Source organism: Sphingomonas mali NBRC 15500 (assembly GCF_001598415.1).
Classification (GTDB): Bacteria; Pseudomonadota; Alphaproteobacteria; order Sphingomonadales; family Sphingomonadaceae; genus Sphingomonas; species Sphingomonas mali.
Genome location: NZ_BCYX01000002.1, coordinates 324726 through 345373, shown reverse-complemented (window position 1 = coordinate 345373; position 20648 = coordinate 324726). Strand labels below are relative to the sequence as shown.

Below are 20648 nucleotides of genomic sequence, written 5' to 3'. Positions count from 1 at the left end.
GCAGGTTAGGTCGCGTTGTCGGCGCACAGCACCACCGCCGCCCAACCAACCATCTGACCGCTAGTGAATACAAACCCTCAGCCTTGCCAAGCCTTGCGCGAGCCGCCATCTCGACAGGCATGGATGAGCAGAAGCCCGGCGTACCGCAGGTCCTCGAACCGCTGGTGACGCGGGTTCTCGCGGACAACCCGTCCCATTTTACGCATACCGGCACCCAGACTCACCTGGTCGGCACCGCCGATCTCGCGGTGATCGATCCAGGCCCCGACGATCCCCGGCATATCGATGCGCTGGTCCGCGCGATCGGCGGCCGGCCGGTCACCGCCATCGTCATTACCCATACGCATCGCGATCACAGTCCCGGCGCGGTGCCGCTGAAGGCGCGGACCGGGGCCCCGATCGTCGGCTGCGCGCCGCTGGCGATCGAGGATCTCGGTCCGCGTGCCGATGCCAGTTTCGACATGAATTACGCACCCGACGCGGTGATGGCGGAAGGTGAGAGCGTGTCGGGCAGCGACTGGACGCTAACCGCGATCGCAACGCCGGGGCACACCTCGAACCATCTCGCCTTCGCGCTTCCTGAGACCAAGGCACTGTTCACCGGCGATCACGTGATGGGCTGGTCGACCACCATCGTCTCGCCGCCCGATGGCGATATGGCGGCCTATATGGACAGCCTCATGAAGCTGCAGGCGCGCGACGATCGCATCTATTATCCGGCGCATGGCGATCCGGTCGACAAGCCGCAGCGCCTGGTGCGCGGGCTGATCGGTCACCGCAAGCAACGCGAGGGGCAGATATTACGCTTGCTCGACGCCGAGCCCCGGACGATCCCGGCGATGGTGGCGAAAATGTATGTCGGCATCGATCCGCGCCTGTTTCCGGCCGCCGAACGGTCGGTCCTGGCCCATTTGTACGATCTGCGCGACCGCCACATCGTGATCGAAGAGGGGGACATATGGCGGAAAGCGTGAAGCATACGCGCGACGGCACGGCGACCCGCTTCCTGATCAAGTTCGGTGGCGCGCTGGCGCTGATCGCCTTGTTCTTCGCGGGCGGATTGTGGGTCGTGCAATCGTATATCAAGGCGCGGGTCGATCCCGATCCCGTCACCATCGCCACCGGCAGCATCCAGGGGCTGCGCGAGCAGAACAAGCTCTCGGCGTTCCAGGCGAGCTATGTCGCGGTCGTCACCTCGACCCAGTCGCGCTTCGGCCTGTCGACCGAGCGTACGCTGATCATGCCGGGCGCGGTCGATTACGAGGTCGATCTCAGCAAATTGCGCCAGCGCGATGTGGTGTGGGACGCCAAGAGCAAGACGCTGGGCGTGACGCTGCCGCAACCGATGCCGTCGGCGCCGCGCATCAACATCAACGCGATCAAGAGCTATGGCCACAATGGCGTGCTCGGCACCTTCACCGATGTCGGTACCCAGCTCGATGACGCCAACCGCGGAGCGGCGCAGAAGGAGCTGACCAGCCAGGCGCTCCAACCCGAGCCGATGAAGCTGGCGCGCGACGCCACCAGGCGCGCGGTCGAACAGAGCTTCGCGCTGCCGCTCAAGGCCGCCGGGATCGACGCAACGGTACGCGTGCGGTTCGCCGGCGAAGGGCAGAACGACGAGATCTGGGACATGTCGAAGCCGCTCGATGGCGTGAAGTATAACCAAAGATAAAAGATGCTTATTTGCGCATTTAGTAGATTTATTTGAGTTATTTGCGAATCGCGTCGAAACGGTTATTGTCCCCTTGCTGATTTACGTCGGGGGACGATTAAAATGGCAACTGTGGCACCACCGGGGTCCGGAACTGTCTTCGCTCGAGAGGATCGCGTGTTCTTATGGGGTGGCATTGCGATGGTGTTGGTGCTTGTCACCGGCTTCTCGATGCAGCTTGCCGCCGGCCGGTCCAGCTTCGGCGCCCCGCTCTACGTGCATGCCCATGCGCTGACCTTTTTCGGCTGGGCCATGCTCTATTTGACCCAGACATTGCTCGCGACGAGCGGCAATATCGCCCTGCACAAGCGGTTGGGATGGATCGCGGCGGCGTGGATTCCGCTGATGGTCGTGGTCGGGACGATGGTCGTGTATCTGTCGCTGCGCCGGGGTCACACCGCGCCGTTCTTCACGCCGGCCTATTTCACCGTGATGGCGCCGATGACGGTCTATGCCTTTGCGGGCATGGCCACCACCGCGATCATGCTGCGGCGGCGGACCGACTGGCACAAGAGATTGCAATTCTGCGCGATGGCGGGCCTGATGGGGCCGGGCTTCGGCCGCATCCTGCCGATGCCGCTGGTCATGCCGCATGCGCCGCTCGTCGAAACCGCATCGATCCTGTTCATCCCGCTGGTCGCCGCCGCCGTGGATTGGCGGCGCACCGGCGAGCTGCATCGCGCGTGGTTGTGGGGAATCGGCGCGCTCGTGGTCGTGCGGATCGCGGTCGATCTGCTCGGCTCGTCGCCGATCGCCGGCGAGCTGCACGCATGGATCACCGCAGGCTCCCCGGGCGCGGCATTGCCGCCCTTCGCCTATCCGCCACTGCCCGGCGGCTGACCGCCGGAGTTTGAGAAGCATTCGAGGCGGAAATCCGGGAGGGGAAGATCATGGCGACTGCAGCGGATACCCAGATGCATCCCTTGGTGCGGGAGCGGCTGTTCTTCTTCGTCATGGCGCTGGTGATTGCGGCGACCGTTGTCAGCGGCTTTTCGCTCCAGCTCGCCATGGGCCGCTCGACTTTCGCGTCGCCATGGTGGGTGCATGTCCATGGCGTGACCTTCATGGGCTGGATCGGCATCTACCTGACACAGAACTTCCTGATCTGGCGCGGGGAAACGATGCGCCACCGCCGGCTCGGCCGCATTGCCGCATTCTATGTCGGCTGGATGGTGCTGGTAGGGCTCAGCGTGAATACGCTGACGGCGATCCACCACCGCATTCCGCCGTTCTTCGAGCCCAACGTCTTCCTGATCATGGACTGGCTGACCGTGCTGACCTTCGCCGGACTGACCCTGGCGGGCGTCGCGATGCGCGGCAGGACCGATTGGCATCGCCGGCTCATGCTGTGCGGAGCGATCCAGGTGATGACGCCCGGCGTTGGCCGCCTGTTGCCGCTGCCGTTGATGGGCACGTGGATCCTGTGGGGCATCTGGGCAGTGGTGCTGGTCTATGTCGCGGTGGCGATGATCTATGACCTGCGCACGCGCGGCAAGGTTCACCCGGCCTATTTCTGGGGATTCGGCGCGATCACCTTATCGGTGGCGTTGATGCGCCCGATCGCCTTTTCGCCGCCAATGCTGAGCCTGACACATTACCTGATGGGTTGATCCGCCCCCCGCGCGGGGCCATGTGGGCGCCGACACTTGGCGGAGCACATCATGGAACAGCGCACCAACCTCACGGGCCTCGATTTGCGCGCCGAGATCAATCGGCTGCGCAAGGAGCGCAACGCCGTCATTCTGGCGCATTATTACCAAAAGCCCGAAATCCAAGACATCGCCGATTTCGTCGGCGACAGCCTCGACCTGAGCCGCAAGGCACAGGCGACCGACGCCGACGTCATCGCCTTTTGCGGCGTGCGCTTCATGGCCGAGACGGCGAAGATCCTGTCGCCCGAAAAGATCGTCGTGCTGCCCGACATGAATGCCGGGTGCAGCCTGGAGGACAGCTGTCCGCCCGAACAATTTGCGGCGTTCCGCGCGCAGCATCCCGACGCGATCGCGCTGACCTATATCAATTGCTCGGCGGCGGTGAAGGCGCTCAGCGACGTTATCGTCACCAGCTCGTCGGCGGAAAAGATCCTCAGCCAGATCCCCAAGGACCAGAAGATCATCTTCGGCCCCGACCGCAACCTGGGCGGCTATCTCGCGCGCAAGACCGGTCGCGACCTGATCGTCTGGCCGGGCGTGTGCATCGTGCATGAGGCGTTCAGCGAGACTGAGTTGCTCAAGCTCAAGGCACAGCATCCTGGCGCCCCGGTCGCGGCGCACCCCGAATGCCCGGCGGTGATCCTCGATCATGCCGATTATGTCGGCTCGACCAGCGGCATCCTGAAATATGCGCAGGAATTCGAAGGCGACACGCTGATCGTCGCGACCGAGCCGCATATCATTCACCAGATGGAAAAGGCGCTGCCGAACAAAACCTTCATCGGCGCGCCCGGCGCGGACGGGAACTGCAATTGCAACATCTGCCCCTACATGGCGCTCAATACGATGGAGAAACTCTACGTCGCGCTCCGCGACCTCGAGCCGCGGATCGAGATGGACGAAGAGCTGCGCCTCAAGGCCAAGAAGAGCCTCGACGCGATGCTCAGCATGGCCTCGGCGACGGTCGGGATGGGCGATCTCGGGCCGGCGAAGGTGACGGGGGATTGATGTGTGGACGGCGGGATATTCGAGAGAGGAGCTCGACCGCGCCCAGGAAGAATTTGATCTGATCTTTCCGTCCGATCTCGTCGATCTGTTGCGTGATCGGCGTCCGGCCGAGGGTTACGATTGGCGAATCGATCACGAGAAAATTCGAGAGATGCTTGCTTGGCCGCTCGAAGGCATCCTTTTCGACATAGAGCAGAATGGCTTCTGGTTATCCGAATGGGGATCGCGTTCGGAGGTGGAAGAGGAGCGCCGGGAGATCGCAACGGTCGAGGTTGGCAAAGCGCCCAAGCTGATCCCGCTCGTCTCGCATCGCTATCTTCCCGCAGAACCGAATGAACCGGGGAACCCGGTTTTCTCGATCTATCAGACCGATATCATTCACTACGGGGCGAATCTTGAGCACTACTTCCGGAACGAATTCGGCAGCTGGTCGTCGCTGGAAGATTCCGCCTATCGCCACATCCGATTTTGGTCTGACCTAGCCGGTTGACGCGGGAATGCGACGCTTCCTGTCTGCTTGCCGAGCAGGTCCGCTGCGCATGTGCCCTCAGAATACTGGCGGAGGCAGGTTCTTCTCACCCTCAGCACATTCGCCCTGGCCGCGGCAGGTCGCGGACTTCGACATTATACGTCGAATTGCCTGCACGTCGCGGCATTGCGCGTCGCCCTTCGCAATGAATATGAGTTTGCTGGCGGGCGCGGCGTCGACTTCGTGCAGATAGCCGCGAAGAATCTCGATCGTAGCGGGGCTTCCGTTCCAGCTGGCGTTGCCCGCTGTATCCACCCTGATAACGTTCATCATTATTGGGTCGGCTAGCTTGCCGGATCTTCGCCAGGCGGACGGCGCTGTTGGGCAGTCCTTCGCGTAGGTGCCTACGATCATGCCTGGCTGAGTTGATGGTTGTGGTGGATGTCGTCCTTCGCAGCCACCAAGTGCAGCGAGCAATGGCAAACACCACAAAGACGCCGACTGGATAGCATCACCTTTCAAGCCGTCCGTCTCTCACCGCCGCCTCTTCATAGACGAACAGCACCTTCGCGTCCGGTGCGCCGACATCCTTCTCCGCCTCCGCCGTCCCAAGCGCCCGCAACAAATGCCGGATCACCGCCTTGTGCGCCTTCTTCTTCCCGTTCGCTCGGACGCAGGTCCAGGGCGCGACCGCCGTATGGGTCGCCGCCAACATCGTGTCGCGCGCCTCGGTATAGTCATCCCATTTCGTCTGCGCGACCGCATCCAGCGGAGACGTCTTGAGCGCCTTCAGCGGATCGGTGCGGCGATCGTCGAGGCGCTTCGCCTGTTCGTCTTTCGAGATATCGAGCCACAGTTTGATCAGGCGGATGCCGCTCTCGACCAGCATCCGCTCGAACCCGGGCACGTCTTTCAGGAATTGCGCCTGTTCCTCGGGCGTCGAGAAGCCGTTGACCACTTCGACGCCCGCGCGATTGTACCAGCTGCGGTTGAAGATCACGAGTTCGCCGGCCGCCGGCAAATGCGCGACATAGCGCTGGAAGTACCATTGCGTGCGCTCGCGGTCGCTCGGCTTGGGCAGTGCCACGACGCGCGTGTTGCGCACCGACAGATGCTCGGTGATCGCCTTGATCGTCCCGTCCTTGCCCGCCGCATCGCGCCCCTCGAGCACGATCACCGCGCGCTCGCCGCTCGCGACCATCGCCATCTGCAGCTGGACCAGCCCGAGCTGGAGCGCATCGCCGCCGTCAATCTTTCTCGCCATGATCGCCCTCCGCTGCGCGCGAGCTTGTCGGACCCTGTCGCTTTGTACAAGTTGCGCTCAGCGCATGAGGGGAGGGAGTTGCGGCGATGAGGAGGTCGTTGTGGATGGTGGGCGGCGGCGTAGCGGTACTGCTCGCGGCGGGTGCAGCCATTGCTGGTGCGGTGAACGACAGCCATAGTTTCCTGAGCGCCAACCTTCGCCCGGCGGTGCTCGATAGCGCTGTCTGGTGCTGGCAGGACGCGGCGGCCAAGGCGCGGGCGGCAACCTCTGAATCGCGCCGCGACGAAATAGTGGTCAGGACCGCTATACTGGGCGCAGAAAAGTCCGAGGCGGAACATCGCGATTCAGGATGGATTGAAGGCATGATCGAAACGACGCGCCGGATCGATCGCGACTCCAATCGCCTTGGCTACATTTACAAGCTGTTCTGGTCGCGGACGGATCGCCTACGCCTGTTCGACCATGTAGCAAGAGGCCGTTCTATCTGTTCCGCGAATTTTGGTCCCTTCACTCGATCGGCAGGTTGAACACCAATTCCCGCACGAACCGCCCCGGCGGCGAGCCGTGGGCGAGGACCGCGTCGTTATAGGTCTTGAGGTCGAACTTCGCGCCCCAGCGGCGCCTGGCTTCCTCGCGCATCGCCATATGCTCCTCATAGCCCGAGAAATAGCTGAGAAGCTGGGTCGAGGAGAGTTGCGCGCGGACCCATTTGCCCGCGGCTTCGCGCTCTTGCTGAAACGCGCCCTTCATCATCAGCTCCATCGCCTGGTCGCGCGTCATGCCTTCGGTCTGGATACCGATGTCGAGCAGGGTGTTGGTGATCGACCTGAGACGCATCTTGAGCACGGTCAGCTTGAACAAGGGATCGCCGTTCAGATAATTCTGATCGGCCATCATCCCCTCGGCATAGACGGCCCAGCCTTCGACGAACGGCCCCGACGACAGCACCGCGCGCAGCACCGATTTGTCCTGGTTCGAGTGATCGATCTGCAGCCAATGCCCCGGCATCGCCTCATGGATGCTGAGGTCGTGGATCATATAGCTGTTATATTCGCGCAGGAACGAGGTCGCCTGCGCGTCGCTCCAATCGTCCGGGATCGGCGAGATCGCGAAGAACGTATCCTGACCTTTGTCGAGCGGACCGGGGGAGTCGCAATAGGCGACCGAATTGCCCTGCTGGAACTTGGGCATGGTGATGATCTTGACCGGCGCGGTCGGCATCGTGACCAGCTGCCGGGCGCGGACGAAATCGCTCGCGCTGGCCAAGGTCGCCTTGGCCGCAGCTTCGACCCCGTCGCGCGCCGGACGCTGCGCATAGGTCAGGTCGAGCGCGGCTTCGATCGCCTTTTGCTGCTGGTCGCCGGATGGACTGGCGGGGAGGGCGGGGGCGTTCGCCTTGCCCTCGAGCACCTGTTGCGCCAGCCGATACATCTCGGCGCGGATCGCCGCGGCGGCCATGGTCGCCTTGGCCTTGAGCTCGGGCCGCGTCATCGTCGACATCAGCGCGAACTTCATCTTCTGGTCGTAAAGCTTTGCTCCCAGACGAAAATCGCCCTTGGCCGCCGGCACCAACGTTTTGTCGAGCCAGACCTGTTGATCGGCCACCGCGGCTTTCAATTTGCCCAGCGCGGCATCGAACCGCGCCTTGTCGGCGGGCGCAAGCTCGCTGGCGTGCGGGGCAAGCATTCCCTCGGCGATCTCGACGATTCCCGAATTCTGCTTCGCGACCGTGCTGGCATAGATTTGCGGCACTTTCGCCGCGACGAGCTGGCGTCGGGTTTCGAGCAGGAAGGCGGGGAGCGCCTCCATTCGCGCGGTCGCCGCCTTGAGGCGCCTCGGCCAGGGCGCGAAGTCGCGCGCGGCGAGCGTGTAGAGCGCGCCGGCCGCGGCATCGTTGTAATTCTGCGCGTTCCACGACCAGCTCTTGAGCATTTGGATATCCCAAAGCTCGTAATCGAGCGCATTCTTGAGCAGCAGGAAGTCGACCTGGTTGTCCCGGCTCAGCGCCTTGAAATCGATCCGGGCCATGTTGCCCAGCATCGCCTGGTCGAACGCCACCTGGTTGCCGCGACCGCGCGCGGTGATGTCGGACAACTTGTCGTCGAAGCGATGATCGCCGAGTTGCGTCCCGCTGACCGGCGAGAAGCGCGCCAGGCTGTCGACATAGCGTTTCGACAGCGCCGCGAATTGCGCATTGGCGCTGACCGCCTTGGATATGGCGGGCGTCGCGGCCGGCACTGAAGCGCCGAGCGTCGCGGTAGCGGCAAGCAGCAGGAAAGCGGTGCGGCGCATGATGATCCCCTCTGTTATTGAGAGGGTGTCTAAAGATTGCTGGCCATCTCCGCCAGCTTTGCGACCGTGTTCATGTTGCGCGCGGTGCCGGTCCTGGCGGCCGGGATTTTGAGCTTCGAATCCGCCATGCCGTGATCGGTGTAGCGGATGTAAATCTCGCGCTTGCCGAGCGCCATTTCCTCGCCGTTGATGTTGCTCGCCTGGGCGATCGCGTCCTTGGGCGGCGCCTCGTCCAGGAAAGTGGCGACGACGCGGTTGCCCGGCGCATCCGCGAACGGATTGGCGTCGCGCACCGCGGCCATTTCGGCGGCGGTGCGCACCATCACGCCGACCGGTTTGCCGGCATAAGCCTGCATCGCCTGTTCGAGCGCGGCCTTCACCGCCGCTTCGCTCTTGCTCGAGGTGAAGACGACGTTGCCGCTGGCGATATAGGTCTTCACCTTGTCGAACCCGGCCGCTTCGCACATCGCCGCCAATTCGGTCATCGGCAGCTTGCCGGTCCCCCCGACATTCACCGCACGAAGCAGGGCGATATAGGCGGTCATCTCGGTCTCTCTCCCTCTCGCGACTGGCTCGGCCGCTCCCCGGCCTAATGCGATCTTGCGCGGAATATGCCCGGCAACAAAGGTTTTTGGCGGTAAATTCAACTTCCGCGCGAGCCGATTGACCTGGATCGATGCACGCTGCACGGAGTGACGCTAGTCGGGGCCGGGGGGAACCACGAGTGGATGATCGGGAAGCGCGCACGGCCGTATTGCGGCCGCTGGTGGGAATCAGGTTCATCGCGGTCGGGGCGACGGTCTTCCATCATTCGGGCGCGAACTGGCTTTCCTCTCAGCCCTGGGCGCCCAAAATACTCGCCAATTCCGCCCTGCACGCCCAGATGGCGCTGGGCTTCTTCTTCGTGCTCTCCGGTTTCATCCTGCAGACGCTGTATCGCGGGCGACTGAGTGAGAACGGGGCGTGGCGGGGCTATGGCGTCTCGCGAGTCGCGCGGATCTATCCCGTTTACCTGATCGGCGTGTTGCTGATGGCGCCTGCCTATGCAGTGGTGGCATGGGGTGCCCTGCCGCAATTCGTGCTGGTTCAGTGCTGGGCGACGCTCGGCAACACCTGGGAATGGCAGAATTGGAATCCACCGGCGTGGATGCTGTCGGTCGAATTCTTCTTCTATCTGTGCTTTCCGCTGCTGTGCGGTCTCGTTGAACGCGCGCCGCGATACCTGCTGTTCGCCGGCGTCGCCATGGTGGCGCTGTTCGCCATCGTCACCGGCAGCGTCGACCCGCCGACGGAGATGCAGCGTTTCCCCTGGATGAACTACCTTCCGCTGCCGGTGCTGCGCCTGCCCGAATTCTTCGCCGGCATGTTGCTGGCCGAATGGCAGGCGCGCCGCGGCATTCGGGCGCTGCCGATTCCGCCCGAGCTTTCGTTGTTGGTGTTCGTCATCGTGCTCGGCCGCGATTCGTTCGGCTTGCAAGCCGCTTGCGCCGTCATCCTCGCGACCCTGGTCATCCTGGGGCTGGTCAACGCGCCGCGCGCGCCGTTCACGCGATTGATGAACACGCGCGCGTTCATGCTGTTGGGGGCGGCGAGCTATGCCCTCTACATCATCCACGAACCGGTCAATTTCGCCCTGCGCGCGATCGCCAGCGGCCGGTCGCTGCTCATGCTGCAATATCCGATCGATCTCGCGCTCTCGATCGCCATCCTGTTCCTGGTCGAGACCCCGGCGCGGAAATGGATCAACGCGCGGTTCGCCATTATCGGAAAGAGACGTCAGAATGATGCGATGCCGGCGGTCTCGGCAGTCTCGGCAGCGACCTTCTGATCATTATGGGGTCGCGCGCCCGATCGCGGCGCGCTACCAGCATGGCCATGTTCGACCTGCCCGGTTTCGACCTCTCCGCTTTCGTTCGCGCCACGCTCGCCGAGGATCTGGGCGATGGTGGGGACATCACCTCCGAAGCTGTCATCCCGGCCGAAGCGCGCTTCACCGGCGTGATGGACAGCCGCGACGCGATCGTCGTCGCCGGCCTGCCGATCGCCGACGCCTTCTTTCGTGCGCTCGACCCCGGCGTGGCGATCGAGCGGCTGGTCTCCGATGGCCAGCGGGTCGCCGCCGGTACCGACCTGATGCGCCTCGAAGGCATGGGCCGCGCGATGCTCACCGCCGAACGCTCGGCGCTCAATACCATTCAGCATCTGTCGGGCATCGCCACGATGACGCGCGCTTATGTCGACAAGATCGCCGGGACCGGCGCCATCCTGCTCGATACCCGCAAGACCATTCCCGGGCTCAGGCTGCTCGAGAAATACGCCACACGGATGGGCGGGGCGACCAACCATCGCATGGGCCTGTGGGATGCCGCGATGATCAAGGACAATCATGTCGCGGTGGCCGGTTCGGTTGCCGAGGCGGTGCGCCGTGCCGTCGCGGCGGGGATCAAACGGATCATCGTCGAGGTCGATCGTGTCGACCAGATCGAACCGGCGCTCGCGGCAGGCGCGACGCATCTGCTGCTCGATAATATGGACGTGCCAACCCTGCGCGGGGCGGTGACCCTGGTCGGCGGGCGCGTGCCGACCGAGGCATCGGGCGGGGTGCGGCTCGACACAATCCGCGCGATCGCGGAAACCGGCGTGACCTATATCAGCGTCGGTCGGCTGACCCAGTCGGCGCCGGCGGCGGATATCGGTCTTGATTTCGCCGCGATCGGCTGACCATTATAAAGATATCAGGGGTTTAGGGGGATTTCCATGGTAAGACCGAAGTCGATCCGGCTATTCGAGTTGTTCTATTTGGGATCGGTGCTGGTGGAGGCGGTGAATACTGCCATGACCTGGGCGGAGACCAATACCAACCCGCAGACGATGCAGGTCAAGCAGATGCTGGGCCCCTGGTTCCCCGCGCTCCTCACCGTGTTCACCTTCAGCTTGTGGCTGTTGCTGTGGTATTTCGCCGCGCGGGCGCGCAGCAATATCGCACGTTGGGCGATCGCCATCCTCTACGTGCTCGGCTTGATCGGGTTCGTCTTCTCGCTCACCGTTAGCGGGCCACAATCGGCGATACCGCTCGGCCTGTCGGTGGTGTCGCTGATATTGACCACGCTGGCGGTTGTCTGTCTGTTCCGACGGGACGCGTCGGCCTGGTTCGGAGCGTCGGCATGATGCTGCGTCTGTCGTTCGTCGCGGCGATGCTTGCCGCGTTGCCCGGGATCGCCAATGCCCAGGCATTGGTCTGCACCCCGAGCGCCAATCCGCCGCGGCCCAACCCGGAATTGCCGACCGCCGACCAGCCGCAGCGCGTGCTGCCGATTGGCGGCTATACGCTGGCGATCACCTGGGGACCGCAATTCTGCCGCAACGGCGGGTTCACGCCCTCGGCGCGCTTCCAGTGCGGCAGCGGCAACCGGTTCGGCTTCACGCTTCACGGCCTGTGGCCCGATGGCGTCGGCAAGGACTGGCCGCAATATTGCACGACAACCGATCTCGTGCCGCCGGCGGTAATCAAGGGAATGCTGTGTTCGACCCCGTCGGCGCAATTGATCCAGCACGAATGGGCCAAGCACGGCACCTGCATGGGGACTACCCCGGCTGCCTATTTCGCGCGATCGAGCGCGATGTATGCCAGGCTCCGCTATCCCGACATGGACGCGCTGTCGCGGCGGCCGCTGACCGTCGGCCAGTTCGCGGCGGCATTCGCCGCGTCCAACCCGGGCATCCCCGCGAGCGCGATCCGCGTGACCGCGAAGAGCGGCTGGCTCGACGAGCTATGGCTGTGTCTCGATCGGCGCTTCGCTTATGAGCGTTGCAAGCCCAATACGGGCGGGCTTCCCGGCAACGCGCGCCTCAAGATCTGGCGCGGCCGGCGCTAGACCGCAACGTCCACGCTAGCGTTAGTATCGTTCGCGCTCAGCTTAGTCCGTCATGCCGGACTTGTTCCGGCATCCAACGTGCAACGTCGGCTGAATTCCGTGGGGGAGAGTTGGACCCCGGCACAAGGCCGGGGTGACGATTCAACTTTAGCCCTCGACCACCGCGGTCGACGGGTGATGCTTGTCGAGATGCTTGCGGATGATCTTCAGATTGCGGCTGTTCGACCGGAAGAAGAAGTCGGGCACCGCGCCGACCCAGGGGATCAGCCCCAGCGCGAAGTCGACGCCGACATTGCCGAACATCCGCGCCATCTGCGCTTTCGACATGCCGAGATTGCGCGCTTCCCACACCATGTACGATCCGAGGGCCGCGCCGACCAGGTCGCCGATACCGGGGATCAGGTCTAGGATCACGTCCAGCCCCAGTTTCTGGTTGGTGCCGGGGATCTTGATCAATCCTTCGAGCAGATGCTCCATCCCCTCGATACGCTTGCGCACCGAGGCGGGATCACGCCCCATCGGGACGATCTGGCTGATATCGGGACGCGGGATACGGGTTGTGTTGGCCATGGTCCGATCTAGTTGGTGTCGTTCCGTAGTCGATTCAACGGGTGCCAAGCGCGCGGGTTCCCCTGCCATTGCTGCAGCCGCAGCGACACGAGCGACCAGCGCAACGGGGTTGCGATCGGGATGAAGGCGACATCGGCAGCCAACGCCGCGTCCGCTTCGGCGATGTGCGTGGCGCGCTCCGCCATGGTCGGGGCATCGCGCGCGGCGGTCAGCGCGGTTTGCGCATCGTCGCTGCACAGCACGCAAGCGGTCGCGAGATACCAGCGCGCGCTGTCATAGGGCGCGACCTCGTCGACCAATCGCAGGTCCGCCTCGGCATTCATCGCGACGCGGATCGGCCGAATGCCGATCGTCGCCAATCGCGCGCCGATCTGGCCCCACAATACATTACCGCCCGGCGTGGCGGGCAGGGCCATCCGCAGGCTGATCTCTCCCGGATTGGCGAGGCGATACGTGGCGACCTGCTGACGGGCATCGGCGAGGCGAGCGTCGGGCGTGAGCGTCGCCCAGGCCGAGACCGAGGGCGCGCTCGCCGAATCGAGCTTGTCGGGCAACAGGCGTTCGACCGGTTGTCCCCAATCGGGCGTGAAGGCGGCGATCAATGCCGGGCGATCGATCGCCTCGGCGATCGCGGCGCGCCCGGCGGCCGAGGCAAGGAAGCCGTCGCGCTTGACGATTGCCAGCCCGAACATGCCGGCGGCGGGGTCCAGCCGAATGTTCGCCGGCGCGACCTTGGTCATCGTGACCAATGGCCAGTCGCTGGCCGACCCGCCGACCACGAGGTCAGAATCCTTGTGCACGAAGCGCAGCAGCGCGCGTGCGGCGTTTTCGCCGATCAGCTGGACATTCTGCTCGGGGCCGGGCTCGCTGACCTCGTCGTCGGGTGATCGCGCGGGGTCGAAGGCGGGGCGCAGCATCACCGAATTGGCGGCGGTCGCGGAAACCCGGAACGGTCCGCTCCCGCCTGGCGGATTCTCGTGCCGGACTGCCAGTTCGGGCTGCGCGAACAGCTTGAGCAGATCCGGGCGCGGCCGGCTGAGCCGCACCTCGATCACCTGGTCGGTCATCGACACGATGTCTTCGATCGCGGTCAGGAACGGCTTGAGCGGATTGCGCGAGGGCGGTGCGATGGCGCGTTTCAGGATGATCGCGACATCCGCCGCGGTGACCTTGCCGCCGTCGCTCCATTCGGCTTCGCGCAGGCGGAAGATATAGGTGCGACCCTGATCGATCACGATCCAGCGCTCGGCGAGTCCCGGTTCGATCTGGCCGGTCGCGTCGAAGCGGACCAGGCCCTGCGCGGTAGAGTCGAGCAGCAGGCGCTGCGTGGTGTCGGCGGGACGCTTGTTGACGTCGGGATAGGACGGCCGCCCGCCGATCGCGCTCACCACGACCGGCCCGGTGTCGGGGCGCGGATTGCACGACGCGAGCAGCAGGAGGAGCAGGGCAGGGATGCGGCGTTGCACGGTCATGGGTGCGTTGTGCCAAACTCCGCGGCGTGGCGCCATGGTGCGGACGACGGGACCCGAAACCCGCCAGGAAAGGAGCGCAGAGCTCCCAGGCATAACGCCTTCAAGTTCTTTATCATTTTACAGTTGCTGGAAGCCCCTCCGGTCTTCCGATTTGGTCATGCAATCGGCCAAAACAGTCGATGGCCGCAATTGCTCTGCAGCCATAGCTTCGCGCCCCGATTTCGTTCGTTGGGCGTGTCGGTGATTTACCATGAAAGCCGGCATTCGACTGTCGCCGCCCGCTCTTCCCGCAATCGCGGTCGACGGCCGAGCGTTAACTATTGAGCTTCTGCGCCGCGCGATTTCATCGGCTCGCCGCGCAATGCGCTCCAATTATCCCTGCAACCACCAGCAACACCCGCGGCGTTCATGTGAGCGAAAGGTTGGGCCGAACACCCAGCAAGTCCCTGATGTTCGCGTACGGCTACGCGCCGCACATCCCGAGGGGAGCTGGTGTGGTGTGTTCAAACTGCCCGATGGGCAACACGGAGAGGACGGCCGGACAATGAGTGCGACCACGAAAGCCCGGCTGGTCAGATTTCAAGGAGCAATTCGATGACTGCTATTTCCAAAAACCCCAAAATGCTTTTCATGCTCGCCCTGCTTACCGGCACGATGTCGGCTGGTGTGCATGCGCAGCAGACCCCGCAGGATGCGGCGCCGGCACCGGCCGCCGCGCCGGCCAACCCGGACATCACCGTGAACGGCGCCGTGCCCGCCGATCTGTCCGGAATGCCGGACGGTCCGGATGTCGAAGGCTTCATTTCGGCGCGCAATGACCAGAAGATGCAGGTGACGACCGCGGGCGGAACCAAGACGGTGGTCTTGATCAGCGATGGAACCCGGATCAAGTCCAAGGGCGGCCTGCTGGGCATCCGCAGCAATAAGCTTGCCGCGGACCAACTGCTCAACGGCCTGCCGGTCAACATCAAGACCGTGCAATGGGGCGGCGGCCTGGTGGCGAACCAGATCGCGCTCAAGACCAAGGATCTCAAGACCGCGTCGATGATCCGTAACGGCACTGACCAGCGGTTCGGCGAACAGGCCGCGGCTACGGAGGCGCTGCGCGGCCGCGTGGCCGATATCGATCAGTATAACGTCAAGGGCACGACGAACGTGACCTTCGATACCGGCAAGGCGGTCCTGTCCCCGCAGGCGAAGGCCGATCTCTGCGCCGCGGCACAGCAAGCCGAAGGGATGAACAACGCTTTGCTCCTCGTCGTCGGCTACACCGACTCCACCGGAAGCCAGGAACTGAACCAGACGCTCAGCGAGAAGCGCGCCAGCCGCGTCGTCAATTATCTGCAGCAGGCATGCCACTGGAAGCCCTATCGCATGCTGACCCCGACCGGAATGTCCGAAGCGGACCCGGCCGCCCCCAACGACACCGCCAGCGGCAAGGCACAGAACCGCCGCGTCGCGGTGAATATCATGGTCAGCAAGGGCCTCGACGGCATGTAAGGCGCTTCGGGGTGGGCAGTGCCCACCCCGAGTTCCGCTTTGGCCTGAGCAGATCCGCATGATGCCAAAAGCGGCCGGCGCGAACGCCCGCACGCAACTCGATGCCGGCTTACTCCAGATCGGTCTGAATCCATTGCGGCGAGTGATGGATGTCGATCGTCTGGAGGCGGCCCGGCCCCAGATTCTCGAACTTGTGGGGTACACCCGCCGGACCGAGCACGACCTCTCCGGCGGATGCGTCAAGCACGGCGTCGCCCACGAAGAAGCGGGCGCGGCCTTGTATCACGATGAATGTCTCGTCGTACGGATGGACATGAAGGCGCGGACCAACGCCGAGCTCGTCGGTTCCATAAGCAAGCACCGTGATCGGCCCGTCGAGGTCCAGCCCGGCAACCGATCCTCTCCACGGTCCTTCTCGACTGGGATCGAACAACGTTGCTCGTGACGCCGGACGTCCGTCCGGCTGAACGCTGGCCGGGTCAAAATCCTCGCGAGCCATTCTCACCTCCATCTCGGTTGGCATTTCGAAGGGGCCATAGCGCCGTAACGCGCATCCTTCAGCAGTCCCACAGACCCGATCGCCATCGGACCCTTACGATTCGTCGCATTTGGCGTCGCGCCTCCCATATAGGTTCCGGGAGACCTGATTTGGACCGGACGATACCGTGGGACGTTGCCGAGCAGTGGATGACGCGCCTTCGGCTGCGGCGGGCGCGGGCGTGCGGCGCGGTCTGGCTCATCGAGCGCGCCACGTTGCGCGACAGGGCGTGCCGGCAAGCCGATGCACGATGCAACTCAGCGGTGGCTTAATGGGCAACTAAAGGTCATTGAGGACGTCGACCGGCGGTCGCCCTGTATGACGAGCTGAACGCCAGACAATGATGCGGGGATGTTCTCGCACCTCCTGAGATCGAGTAATGATGCGCGTACCCCGCTTTTTTTCTACGACGTCCAACGACATGGCAATCGACCTCGGCACGGTGAACACCATCGTTTACCTGCGGGGGCGGGGCATCGTGCTCAACGAACCATCGGTCGTCGCGATCGAGTTGATCCAGGGCTTGCCCCGATTGCGGGCCTTCGGAATGGAAGCCAAACTGATGATCGGGCGGACGCCGCAGGGCACCTCGACCGTGCGCCCGATGCGCGACGGCGTCATCGCCGATGTCGATATCGCCGAGCAGATGATCAAGGCGTTTATCGACAAGGCGCATGGCGGCCCCTCGCGGCTCCCGCGTCGGCCGGATATCCTGGTCTGCATTCCCTCGGGTGCTACCCAGGTCGAGCGGCGGGCGATACGGCAAGCCGGAACCAATGCCGGCGCGCGCAGGGTTCGCCTGATCGAGGAGCCGATGGCGGCGGCGATCGGTGCGGGACTGTCGATCAACGAGCCGATCGGGACGATGATCGTCGACATCGGCGGCGGCACGACCGAGGTTGCGGTGCTCTCGCTCGGCAACCTCGTGCATCACGCGTCGGCCCGCGTCGGCGGCGACAAGATGGACGATGCCATCGCGTCGAGCATTCGGCGCAACCACAATCTGGTCATTGGCGAGACGACCGCGGAGCGGATCAAGCTGGAGATCGGCATTGCGCGCATGCCGGAGGACGGGCGCGGTCTCGTCATGCCCGTACGCGGCCGCGACCAGGTCAACGGCGTGCCGCGCGAGATCGACATCTGCCAGGCGGACATCGCTGCGCCGCTGAGCGACCTCGTCGATCAGGTGGTCGAGACCGTGTTGCGCACCCTCGCCGCCACCGAGCCCGAACTTGCGGCCGACATCCATGAGCACGGTATCGTCATGACGGGGGGCGGGTCGCTGTTGGCCGGCATCAGCGATGCGCTGGCCGAGGCGACGGGTGTGCCGGTCATCATCGCCGAAGATCCCTTGACGAGCGTGGCGATGGGGGCGGGCATGGCGCTCGAGAACGAGGCCTATGCGGGTGTGATGATCGACAGCTAGGTGTTGTGTTTGTTCGCAGCTGCGGCTTCGAGGGGCGTGTTTCAGGTCATCACGGTCAGTCGGCAACGCTCGCGATACCAATCAACTCCGACGTGAGCGCCTCGGGGCGGTCGAGCATGACGTCGTGGCCGCACGCGATCTCGCTCGTCATCCAGCCACGAGCCTTCGCGCGATCATAAGAGGTGGTGAACGGTGTCCCCTCCCAATCCGACGCATAGATGAAATGGTTCCGCGAAATTTGCGACAGCCCATCATTCAGCCGGATTGGCTGCTGAAAGGTTGCCAGCGGTTGGGGCGTGCACTGCCGGTCCACCCAATCGCGATCCTGCGCATTGACGTTGAAGATCGCGGCCGGAATCGGCGGCACGCGCCAGCCTTCCCCAAATTCATTCGCGAGACTGAGTTGCATCTCCCGCTGTTCGGCGGGGAGAAGGTCATGGAGACATTCGCCATCGTCCAGCAGGAAGGCGTCCAGATAGACCAGGGCAGCGATCCGATCCGGCAGCACGTCCGCGACGCCGCTGACCACGCATCCGCCATAGGAGTGCCCGCAGAGGATCACGGAATCGAGTTCCTCCCAACGGATCAGGTTGGCGACATCATCCACGTGCCGCTGGAGGTCGATGTCGCGCGACAGCACGTGGCTTCGTTCCGCCACGCCTGAGAGCGTCGGCGTAAACACCTGATGTCCCTGGTCGAGGAGAGCCCGCCTTACCCGTGCCCAACACCAACTGCCGTGCCAGGCGCCATGCACCAGGACAAAAGTCGCCATCCTCTATCTCCCCCCGTTTCCCCGCTTCTTGATAACACGGATAAGCCCATGAGCAATTCGGATGCGCAAGCTCGGGTTTGTCGATGGCAGCGTTGCGTCCTTTGCTGACGTGCGGGGCAGCTTGCAGCCCTCCTGGAAGCTAAGATTCGCTCCTCGCGACCGGGAGTGCCTTCGGGCCAGCGGGGACTTGCCTCGGAGAAGAGGCGCCGGACACAAGTCGACCCAGCATCGTTGGGGATGGGTGCCTTCACGGGAGCTTGAATTGATCCGAAAAACTGCGTTTGCCGCCGCCTGTTTCGCGGTCGCCCCCCAATGTCTCTCTGGTGCCGCGGCCACGCCGATGCAGGCAGCGCAGGCGCCCAAGGTCAATCTCGGCCTGCTCCACGTTCAGGTGATCCTTGATCATCTGGGCTTCTCGCCTGGTGTTCTCGATGGGAAGCCGGGCAAATCGCTATCCGCCGCGCTGCGCGGATTCCAGGAGTCCCGCGGCCTGCCCCGGACCGGCCACGTCGATCGCGCGACGCTGGCGGTCCTGCAGACCTATGCGGGATGGCGGGCAACGAAAACCTTGCGTCTTACCGCCGACGCGCTTGCGGGTCCCTATGTCGACCCGCTGCCGACGGATCCGATGCGGCAAGCGGCATTGCCCGCTTTGGGTTATCGTTCGCCGATGGAAAAGCTCGCCGAGATGTTCCACACCACGCCGCAGGTGCTGCTCGCGCTGAACAGTCCGCAGACGAGGCTGGCGCCCGGAACGCCGGTCGTGTTTCCGAACGCACTCCCGACGTCCAGGGCCTATAGCGCGAAGCTGCCCGCGACGTGGCGCGCAACACTCAACAGCCTCAATGTCGATGCCAATCAGCCGCAGGGCGCATCTATCGTGGTCGACAAATCGGAGCAGTTGCTGCGTGTCCTCGACGCCAAGGGCAAGCTTGTCGCGCAATTTCAGGCGACCATGGGGAGCGAGCATGATCCGCTGCCGATCGGGGCGTGGAAAGTGCAGGCGTTCAGCTACAACCCGCCCTTTCGCTACAACCCAGCCCTTTTCTGGGACGCCAAGCCCGGCCAGGCAAAAGCCACCCTCCCGCCTGGGCCGAACGGACCGGTCGGGGTAGCCTGGCTGGATCTCAACATCCCCCATTACGGCATCCACGGCACCGCGGAGCCGAGCACGATCGGCCGCGCGGAAAGTCACGGCTGCATCCGCCTGACCAATTGGGACGTCGCACGCCTGGCGCTCATGATAAAGCCGGGAACCCCCGCCGTCTTCCGCGAATGACCGTCAGTCCGGCGGGCCCGTTGCCGCGATAGACCTATTTTCTTTTCCGCGACGCCGGCCGCGCCACCGTGGGCGACAGGATATATAGGTGGTTAGCCCTCGCTCCTGTGGCCCTAGCCTAGTGGCTGTCTGCCGATGAGCGAAGATTGGACTTCATTTTGGCCACGGCCCGCCATGACTAAAGCAACATCCAATCATATCATGATGCTGGTGCGGACGGCGGGACTCGAACCCGCACACCCATAGGGCGAGGGATTTTAAGTCCCGTGCGTCTACCAATTTCGCCACGTCCGCGTGACGGCACAGGTCGCGCAGGCGCGCGTCCTGGTCAAGCCGGGAGTTGAAAGAGAAGGGGCCGTCACGCGCGTAAATCGCGCGATGTCGGTCAGGCGCCGCGCGCCTGCCGGCTGGCCTTCGGCGAGTCCTGGTTCAAGCGGCGCTTTGCTTTCGCTTGAACCAGGCCACCTTGGCTCAGGAAACGTTGAGCCGGACGCGCATTTCCTTGCCGGGCTTGAAATAGGGAACGCGCTTGGCGTCGACTTCCACTACCTCGCCCGTCCGCGGGTTGCGACCAGTGCGCGCACCGCGCGCACGCGTTGAAAAAGCGCCGAAACCCCTCAGTTCGACGCGGCCATCGGCCGCCAAACGCCGCGAAATCTCATCGAAGAACGTTGTCACGATCGCTTCGACGTCGCGGAGCGCAAGGTCTGGATTGGCTTCTGCTAACTTTTGAATCAATTCCGAACGGATCATACGAACACGGTCTCCCCAAAGTCGAAGGACCACCGGGGCACGTCCCGGTCTTCTCCATCGACTA

At 64.0% G+C, this 20648-nt stretch carries 23 protein-coding genes and 1 tRNA gene; 14 read left to right on the top strand and 10 right to left on the bottom strand.

Going from position 1 to position 20648, the window contains the following annotated elements; genetic code table 11:
- The first annotated feature begins 119 nt into the window (after nt 1–119).
- From SMA01S_RS03745 to SMA01S_RS03720, 6 genes are all read left to right on the top strand, one after another.
- Nucleotides 120–974, top strand: a complete 855-nt coding sequence (locus SMA01S_RS03745) for an MBL fold metallo-hydrolase (protein ID WP_066817398.1) — start codon at nt 120–122, stop codon at nt 972–974.
- Nucleotides 971–1675 (top strand): DUF4230 domain-containing protein, encoded by a 705-nt coding sequence (locus SMA01S_RS03740; protein ID WP_245649135.1) that lies wholly within the window; start codon nt 971–973, stop codon nt 1673–1675. Before SMA01S_RS03745 ends, SMA01S_RS03740 begins: the two co-directional genes overlap by 4 nt.
- A 180-nt stretch (nt 1676–1855) precedes the next feature.
- Entirely contained in the window at nt 1856–2554 is a 699-nt protein-coding gene (locus SMA01S_RS03735) for a hypothetical protein (RefSeq protein ID WP_066817393.1), read from the top strand.
- Nucleotides 2555–2604: 50 nt separating this feature from the next.
- Nucleotides 2605–3324 carry a hypothetical protein gene (locus SMA01S_RS03730; RefSeq protein ID WP_066817385.1) on the top strand — a complete coding sequence of 240 codons (720 nt, stop codon included), beginning with the start codon at nt 2605–2607 and terminating at the stop codon, nt 3322–3324.
- A gap of 51 nt (nt 3325–3375) precedes the next feature.
- On the top strand, nt 3376–4374 hold the full coding sequence (nadA, locus tag SMA01S_RS03725) for a quinolinate synthase NadA (RefSeq protein ID WP_066817383.1): 999 nt from the start codon (nt 3376–3378) through the stop codon (nt 4372–4374).
- A gap of 1 nt (nt 4375) precedes the next feature.
- The gene (locus SMA01S_RS03720) at nt 4376–4864 is read left to right on the top strand and encodes a hypothetical protein (RefSeq protein ID WP_245649134.1); all 489 of its coding nucleotides are present in this window, start codon (nt 4376–4378) and stop codon (nt 4862–4864) included.
- Between the two features lie 57 nt (nt 4865–4921).
- Here the strand turns inward: SMA01S_RS03720 and SMA01S_RS03715 are convergent, their stop codons facing one another.
- Together SMA01S_RS03715 and ppk2 are read right to left on the bottom strand one after the other, a co-directional pair.
- Entirely contained in the window at nt 4922–5176 is a 255-nt protein-coding gene (locus SMA01S_RS03715) for a hypothetical protein (RefSeq protein WP_157093779.1), read from the bottom strand.
- 178 nt (nt 5177–5354) lie between these two features.
- Nucleotides 5355–6107 carry a polyphosphate kinase 2 gene (ppk2, locus tag SMA01S_RS03710; protein WP_066817377.1) on the bottom strand — a complete coding sequence of 251 codons (753 nt, stop codon included), beginning with the start codon at nt 6105–6107 and terminating at the stop codon, nt 5355–5357.
- Between the two features lie 86 nt (nt 6108–6193).
- On the opposite strand from ppk2, the gene SMA01S_RS03705 reads away from it, so the two are divergent.
- On the top strand, nt 6194–6634 hold the full coding sequence (locus SMA01S_RS03705) for a hypothetical protein (protein ID WP_157093778.1): 441 nt from the start codon (nt 6194–6196) through the stop codon (nt 6632–6634).
- Here SMA01S_RS03705 and SMA01S_RS03700 read toward each other — a convergent pair.
- Together SMA01S_RS03700 and SMA01S_RS03695 are read right to left on the bottom strand one after the other, a co-directional pair.
- Nucleotides 6615–8399, bottom strand: a complete 1785-nt coding sequence (locus SMA01S_RS03700; protein ID WP_066817368.1) for a DUF885 domain-containing protein — start codon at nt 8397–8399, stop codon at nt 6615–6617. The genes SMA01S_RS03705 and SMA01S_RS03700 overlap by 20 nt on opposite strands.
- A gap of 29 nt (nt 8400–8428) precedes the next feature.
- Nucleotides 8429–8944: a DUF1697 domain-containing protein gene (locus tag SMA01S_RS03695; RefSeq protein WP_066817365.1), complete on the bottom strand. Its 516-nt coding sequence runs from the start codon at nt 8942–8944 to the stop codon at nt 8429–8431.
- A 221-nt stretch (nt 8945–9165) separates the two neighbouring features.
- On the opposite strand from SMA01S_RS03695, the gene SMA01S_RS03690 reads away from it, so the two are divergent.
- The 4 genes from SMA01S_RS03690 to SMA01S_RS03675 are packed head-to-tail and all read left to right on the top strand — an operon-like array spanning nt 9166 to nt 12274.
- A complete protein-coding gene (locus SMA01S_RS03690; protein ID WP_066817361.1) occupies nt 9166–10227 on the top strand; it encodes an acyltransferase family protein in 1062 nt (353 codons plus the stop codon).
- A gap of 41 nt (nt 10228–10268) precedes the next feature.
- On the top strand, nt 10269–11120 hold the full coding sequence (nadC, locus tag SMA01S_RS03685; RefSeq protein WP_066817358.1) for a carboxylating nicotinate-nucleotide diphosphorylase: 852 nt from the start codon (nt 10269–10271) through the stop codon (nt 11118–11120).
- Nucleotides 11121–11156: 36 nt separating this feature from the next.
- The gene (locus SMA01S_RS03680; protein ID WP_066817355.1) at nt 11157–11567 is read left to right on the top strand and encodes a hypothetical protein; all 411 of its coding nucleotides are present in this window, start codon (nt 11157–11159) and stop codon (nt 11565–11567) included.
- Entirely contained in the window at nt 11567–12274 is a 708-nt protein-coding gene (locus tag SMA01S_RS03675) for a ribonuclease T2 family protein (protein ID WP_066817592.1), read from the top strand. Before SMA01S_RS03680 ends, SMA01S_RS03675 begins: the two co-directional genes overlap by 1 nt.
- Before the next feature lie 147 nt (nt 12275–12421).
- Here SMA01S_RS03675 and SMA01S_RS03670 read toward each other — a convergent pair whose 3' ends face one another.
- Both SMA01S_RS03670 and SMA01S_RS03665 read right to left on the bottom strand, forming a co-directional pair.
- Nucleotides 12422–12844 (bottom strand): DUF4112 domain-containing protein, encoded by a 423-nt coding sequence (locus SMA01S_RS03670; RefSeq protein WP_066817352.1) that lies wholly within the window; start codon nt 12842–12844, stop codon nt 12422–12424.
- Nucleotides 12845–12852: 8 nt separating this feature from the next.
- A complete protein-coding gene (locus SMA01S_RS03665) occupies nt 12853–14316 on the bottom strand; it encodes an ABC transporter substrate-binding protein (RefSeq protein ID WP_157093776.1) in 1464 nt (487 codons plus the stop codon).
- A gap of 594 nt (nt 14317–14910) precedes the next feature.
- Between SMA01S_RS03665 and SMA01S_RS03660 the strand changes: the two genes are divergently transcribed.
- Entirely contained in the window at nt 14911–15816 is a 906-nt protein-coding gene (locus SMA01S_RS03660; protein WP_066817347.1) for an OmpA family protein, read from the top strand.
- Nucleotides 15817–15925: 109 nt separating this feature from the next.
- Here the strand turns inward: SMA01S_RS03660 and SMA01S_RS03655 are convergent, their stop codons facing one another.
- A complete protein-coding gene (locus SMA01S_RS03655; RefSeq protein WP_066817589.1) occupies nt 15926–16315 on the bottom strand; it encodes a cupin domain-containing protein in 390 nt (129 codons plus the stop codon).
- A gap of 421 nt (nt 16316–16736) precedes the next feature.
- Here SMA01S_RS03655 and SMA01S_RS03650 point away from each other — a divergent pair, with 421 nt between their 5' ends.
- Nucleotides 16737–17780 carry a rod shape-determining protein gene (locus SMA01S_RS03650; RefSeq protein WP_084250038.1) on the top strand — a complete coding sequence of 348 codons (1044 nt, stop codon included), beginning with the start codon at nt 16737–16739 and terminating at the stop codon, nt 17778–17780.
- 55 nt (nt 17781–17835) lie between these two features.
- Here the strand turns inward: SMA01S_RS03650 and SMA01S_RS03645 are convergent, their stop codons facing one another.
- Nucleotides 17836–18552, bottom strand: a complete 717-nt coding sequence (locus SMA01S_RS03645) for an alpha/beta hydrolase (protein ID WP_066817340.1) — start codon at nt 18550–18552, stop codon at nt 17836–17838.
- A gap of 61 nt (nt 18553–18613) precedes the next feature.
- Here SMA01S_RS03645 and SMA01S_RS03640 point away from each other — a divergent pair, with 61 nt between their 5' ends.
- Entirely contained in the window at nt 18614–19831 is a 1218-nt protein-coding gene (locus SMA01S_RS03640; RefSeq protein ID WP_369405653.1) for a L,D-transpeptidase family protein, read from the top strand.
- A gap of 208 nt (nt 19832–20039) precedes the next feature.
- Here the strand turns inward: SMA01S_RS03640 and SMA01S_RS03635 are convergent.
- Nucleotides 20040–20125, bottom strand: a tRNA-Leu gene (locus tag SMA01S_RS03635).
- Between the two features lie 177 nt (nt 20126–20302).
- Nucleotides 20303–20584: an integration host factor subunit beta gene (ihfB, locus tag SMA01S_RS03630; protein WP_066812710.1), complete on the bottom strand. Its 282-nt coding sequence runs from the start codon at nt 20582–20584 to the stop codon at nt 20303–20305.
- Nucleotides 20585–20648: the final 64 nt, after the last annotated feature.

Excerpts from the sequence above, each read along its gene's own strand:
- SMA01S_RS03745 (WP_066817398.1), top strand. The coding sequence starts at position 120 with ATGGATGAGCAGAAGCCCGGCGTACCGCAGGTCCTCGAACCGCTGGTG.
- SMA01S_RS03735 (WP_066817393.1), top strand. The coding sequence starts at position 1,856 with ATGGTGTTGGTGCTTGTCACCGGCTTCTCGATGCAGCTTGCCGCCGGC.
- SMA01S_RS03730 (WP_066817385.1), top strand. The coding sequence starts at position 2,605 with ATGGCGACTGCAGCGGATACCCAGATGCATCCCTTGGTGCGGGAGCGG.
- nadA (WP_066817383.1), top strand. The coding sequence starts at position 3,376 with ATGGAACAGCGCACCAACCTCACGGGCCTCGATTTGCGCGCCGAGATC.
- SMA01S_RS03715 (WP_157093779.1), bottom strand. The coding sequence starts at position 5,176 with ATGATGAACGTTATCAGGGTGGATACAGCGGGCAACGCCAGCTGGAAC.
- ppk2 (WP_066817377.1), bottom strand. The coding sequence starts at position 6,107 with ATGGCGAGAAAGATTGACGGCGGCGATGCGCTCCAGCTCGGGCTGGTC.
- SMA01S_RS03705 (WP_157093778.1), top strand. The coding sequence starts at position 6,194 with ATGAGGAGGTCGTTGTGGATGGTGGGCGGCGGCGTAGCGGTACTGCTC.
- SMA01S_RS03700 (WP_066817368.1), bottom strand. The coding sequence starts at position 8,399 with ATGCGCCGCACCGCTTTCCTGCTGCTTGCCGCTACCGCGACGCTCGGC.
- SMA01S_RS03695 (WP_066817365.1), bottom strand. The coding sequence starts at position 8,944 with ATGACCGCCTATATCGCCCTGCTTCGTGCGGTGAATGTCGGGGGGACC.
- nadC (WP_066817358.1), top strand. The coding sequence starts at position 10,269 with ATGGCCATGTTCGACCTGCCCGGTTTCGACCTCTCCGCTTTCGTTCGC.
- SMA01S_RS03680 (WP_066817355.1), top strand. The coding sequence starts at position 11,157 with ATGGTAAGACCGAAGTCGATCCGGCTATTCGAGTTGTTCTATTTGGGA.
- SMA01S_RS03675 (WP_066817592.1), top strand. The coding sequence starts at position 11,567 with ATGCTGCGTCTGTCGTTCGTCGCGGCGATGCTTGCCGCGTTGCCCGGG.
- SMA01S_RS03670 (WP_066817352.1), bottom strand. The coding sequence starts at position 12,844 with ATGGCCAACACAACCCGTATCCCGCGTCCCGATATCAGCCAGATCGTC.
- SMA01S_RS03665 (WP_157093776.1), bottom strand. The coding sequence starts at position 14,316 with ATGACCGTGCAACGCCGCATCCCTGCCCTGCTCCTCCTGCTGCTCGCG.
- SMA01S_RS03660 (WP_066817347.1), top strand. The coding sequence starts at position 14,911 with ATGACTGCTATTTCCAAAAACCCCAAAATGCTTTTCATGCTCGCCCTG.
- SMA01S_RS03655 (WP_066817589.1), bottom strand. The coding sequence starts at position 16,315 with ATGGCTCGCGAGGATTTTGACCCGGCCAGCGTTCAGCCGGACGGACGT.
- SMA01S_RS03650 (WP_084250038.1), top strand. The coding sequence starts at position 16,737 with ATGCGCGTACCCCGCTTTTTTTCTACGACGTCCAACGACATGGCAATC.
- SMA01S_RS03645 (WP_066817340.1), bottom strand. The coding sequence starts at position 18,552 with ATGGCGACTTTTGTCCTGGTGCATGGCGCCTGGCACGGCAGTTGGTGT.
- SMA01S_RS03640 (WP_369405653.1), top strand. The coding sequence starts at position 18,614 with ATGCGCAAGCTCGGGTTTGTCGATGGCAGCGTTGCGTCCTTTGCTGAC.
- ihfB (WP_066812710.1), bottom strand. The coding sequence starts at position 20,584 with ATGATCCGTTCGGAATTGATTCAAAAGTTAGCAGAAGCCAATCCAGAC.